The 4,190-nt window shown below is 41.5% G+C and carries 2 protein-coding genes; both read right to left on the reverse strand.

What is annotated here, in order from left to right; translation table 11 throughout:
• Positions 1-2,870: L-type lectin-domain containing protein (locus tag C8N46_RS19940; RefSeq protein ID WP_245896972.1), on the reverse strand; the 2,870-nt coding region annotated here is incomplete at its 3' end.
• A 117-nt stretch (positions 2,871-2,987) separates the two neighbouring features.
• A partial coding sequence (locus C8N46_RS19945) for a T9SS type B sorting domain-containing protein (protein WP_146169914.1) occupies positions 2,988-4,190 on the reverse strand: 1,203 nt, incomplete at its 5' end.

Below are 4,190 nucleotides of genomic sequence, written 5' to 3' on the forward strand. Positions count from 1 at the left end.
TTGGTAATAGTAAAACATCCTGTTACTTGGTCTTCCACGCGTACCCAGATGATTTGTGGACTCGGTGGAATGTTGCTATAGGCATTTGGATTGTTAATCTCGCCTGCGCTCATTCCAGCGATGGCATTTGCCTGGGTGTTATAGTAACGAATTGTATGGGTTATTGGGTCTTCTCCGTTTAGAATGTCAGTCTGAGCCTGTGTTAAATCAAATTGTGCGATTTGGTCTCCGGTAATATCATCACATTCCGCTAAGGTTAGGGTATCGAGTGCGGCTATCTCTGGTGAATCATACACGATTAACGCTAGAGAAACCACATTGTAACAGCCTGTAAGCACATTTTCGACACGTACATACAAGGTTTGATTGTACGGATTGATGTTGCTATAGGTATCAGCCAGTGCATTGACATTGTTGTCGGCGTCTTCTGGGGTTTCGTGGTAGGTGACAGCGATGTTGTTGGTAATTCCGCCCGTTATCTGCGATTCGGTACTTCGTATATCAAACACTCCAAATCCGTCATTATCAGTATCACAAAATTCTAATGGTGTAGCGGGAAATACTTGCGGAGCATCTTCTACCATAATAGTTAACGTAGTAGTGACATAACATCCAGAATTCGCAGTTTCTACACGAACATATACCGTTTGAGGATTGCTAGTATTTGTGTATGGAATAGCCAGCGCGTTTACATCATTGTCAGCATCTGTCTGTGTTAGATAGTATCGCACAGAAAGTCCTGAAATGCCACCTGAGATTTCGTCATTTTTTACGTTTAAATCTACAGCAGTAAAACCATCAGGCGTTTCATCATCACACACAATTAAATCGGTTGGCGTGTTCGCTGTAGGTAAGGTTTCAAAGAGAATTAAAAAGTCTGTTATAGCAAAACAATCGTTGTTTGGCTCTGTACTTTCTATTCGCACATAAATCGTTTCGTTATTGGCACCAGAATAGACTGGCGGAAGTGGATTTACATCATTTTGAGCATCTAACGGATCTGAATGAAAGGTAATATTGAAATCGGCAGCATTTTGCGTTCCAAGAATTTCAGCTTCTTGCGTAGACAAGTCAAAATCTTCCATACCATTCCCGTCAAGGTCGCAAGCAACCATGTTTTCTGGCTGATTGGCAATTGGCTGTGTATTTACAAATATTTCAAAACTTGCTGTGTTGTAACAGTCGGTGTTGGAATTGTTTTGTATTCTGATAAATATTTCTTCTGACTGTGCTGTATTTGTGTATGGAAATGTTAGTGCATTTGTATTATTGTCAGCATCTACTTGATTTGGGTGATAACTCACTGTAAACGAAGAAGCATCTTGCGTTCCTAAAACAGTAGCGTTGAGCGTTGAAAAATCAAACGATTCCACATCGTCATTCGTAGCATCATCACAAACTATAATATCAGCTACAGAATTTGCAATTGGAGTCGTATCTAAAAACAACTGAAAAGAAGTGATTGCATAACAGTTACTTCCTGCTTCGGTACTTTCCACTCGTACATGAATGGTTTCGTTGTTGCTTCCCGTGTAGTTTGTTGGTAATGGATTGGCGCCACTATTCGCATCTATATTACTTGCGTGAAAAGTGATGGTAACATCTGCTGCGTTTTGAGAACCAAGTATGGTCGCTTCTTGCGTAGACAAGTCAAATACTTCCATGTTGTCTGCTTCAGGATCGCAGGTATTCATGTCGTTTGGCTGATTTGCCATTGGTTGACTGTTTACACATATTTCAAAATCTGTCGTAGCATAGCACGTTGGGATTAAATTATTTGCTACTCTGGCGAATATTTGCTCGCATTGATTGGTATTTGTGTACGGAAAAGTGAGTGCGTTTGCATTATTGTTTGCATCATCTTGACTTAAATGGTAACTCACTGTAAAGTCGGAAGTATTTTGCATTCCCAGAATGGTTGCGTTTAATGTTGTAAAACTAAATTCTTCCACACCATCATTCGAAGCATCATCACAAACGGCAATGTCTGCTACAGGATTTGCAGTTGGAATTGGCTCTACAGTTATCGTAAAACTTTCTTGTATGGTATCTGCACAACTATTAGAAATGTCTACAGTATATGTCGTTGTCGTCGTTGGTGTAAAAATTGGATTTGGAATGTTAGGATTGCTTACGCCTGTAGTTGGTGTCCATGCGTACGAAGTTGCGCCCGTAACAGTTGCATCTACAGAGCTTATGGATTCGCCTTCGCAGATAAGTTCGTCTGTAAAAGCAAGAGAATTGGCAAAAGATACATAATCGAAACAAACACGCTGTAAATTTGCAGCTCCGCCTGTAGAACCTGTAAAACCAAAATACGCTTGTGTTACACCTGCAAGATTATTGTTGACAACATCGCCCGTGTATGAAAGACGTAAAGAGCAATCAAAATATACGTCAAGTGTTGTTGTGGCTGCTGTCCATTCAATTCGTATAATGTGTTCTACGCCGTCTTCAATATTGCTTGAAGTTGGAGATGCTTGCACAGGGCCAGCCAAATTTGCCGCGCCACTGTGATTGTTATTTCCTTGACTTACTATTGCTAAATGATCAAAAAAGGGATCGCTCAAATCGTTGTTTTGCCAAGTATCAAACTCTACTGCTATGGAATTGTTAATTCCTTCATAGCCCATGCCGCCACCTAAATTTCCGATTTCAGGTGTTTGGGTGTTTTTGATGATAAAGGTAATTCCATCTGCTCCGTTTGCATCATTTGTTCCGAAAAAACCTCTAAACTCCACCACGAAATCTTCCTGCATGTCAATCGCCGTACCCGACCAAACTGCTCCTGATTGATTGTTTACGTTTTGTGTAATTTCGAAGCAATCTCCACCAATATCAGTCGTATCTCCAATTAATGATGGATTCAACTGTGCATGTAGGTTAACACAAAACAGGATAAAAAATATTGTAAAAATACCTTTTATCCTGTTTGTAAGTTTTATTAAAGCCATTGTCCTATAATTATATACGACAAATATGATGAATTATCTCTTCAAAGTAAAATGATTGATAAATTCTTTTGGTGTTCCATCGAATGGGTCTACGTATTCTACTCTAAACCAGTAATCCTGTGATGGCATTGGTGAACCGTTGAAGGTTCCATCCCAGCCTGGTCCTGCTGGACTGATTTGTTTGAGCAGTTTTCCATACCTGTCAAAGATGTAAATCTTCGCGCCTGGCTGATTGCGCAGTCCGATGATGTTCCACGTTGGATGGTACTCATCGCCGTTTGGTGTGAAGAATTTCATGTAATCTATCAGTTCAAAGCCTCTGATAAGCTCTCCACATCCGTTGGTATCTCTCACGGTGATGGTATGTTCGCCTGGTGCTAGGTCTAAAAACTCTCCTGTTTCTTGCCAATCTCCATCATCCAGTTGGTATTCATACACGCCAGAACCGCCTGAGGCTGTCGCTATCACATTGTGACTGCTTGCAAAGGCTGGTGTAGTGATTTGTATATCTAATACCGATGGTGCTGAAGACGCCTGATACGTCACACTATCACTATAAGTACAACTGGTAGTAAAGTTATTGTCTGTAATAGTCAAACTATAGGTTCCTGCGGTGGTTACTGCCACCGTTGCCGAGTTTGCTGTACCATTTGGTGTGGTCCAGCTATAGCTGTAGCCTGCACCTAAGTCTACACCAATCATTGGTCCGTCAGTAGTGGTTCCTGTATCGGCATCTACACACAAAATATCGTCTGCTGGCAGCGTAAATACTGGTAGTGCGTTCACTTGTAATGTCACTAGCACTGGATCAGATAAACAGCCTGTAATGGTTTGTCTTACCCTCGCATAGAGCGTTTGTGGGTTGGACGTGTTTACATAGCTAGTTGCATTGGCAATAGCATTGATATCACTATCCGCATCCATGGCGGTTTCATAATACGAGACTGCCATATTTAACTGTCCTGCGATGATTTCTGCATCCAAACTAGTAAGGTCGAATACCGCTGTGTTTGGGTCTGATGCGTCTGTAGCACACAGCTCATAAGTCGCTGGCGCGGTTGCTGTTGGTATTGGTTCTACACTAAGTTCTAAACTTGCAATGTTGTTGGTGTTCACACAGCCTGTAGCGGTGTTCTCCACGCGGATAAAGACCGTTTGTGGGTCGGTCATGTTTTCAAAACCGTTTACTAACGCTCCTGTGCCTGCTAAAGCTTCTGCTACCGTTGGATGATAGGT

It is taken from the genome of Kordia periserrulae (assembly GCF_003054265.1).
Lineage (GTDB): Bacteria > Bacteroidota > Bacteroidia > Flavobacteriales > Flavobacteriaceae > Kordia > Kordia periserrulae.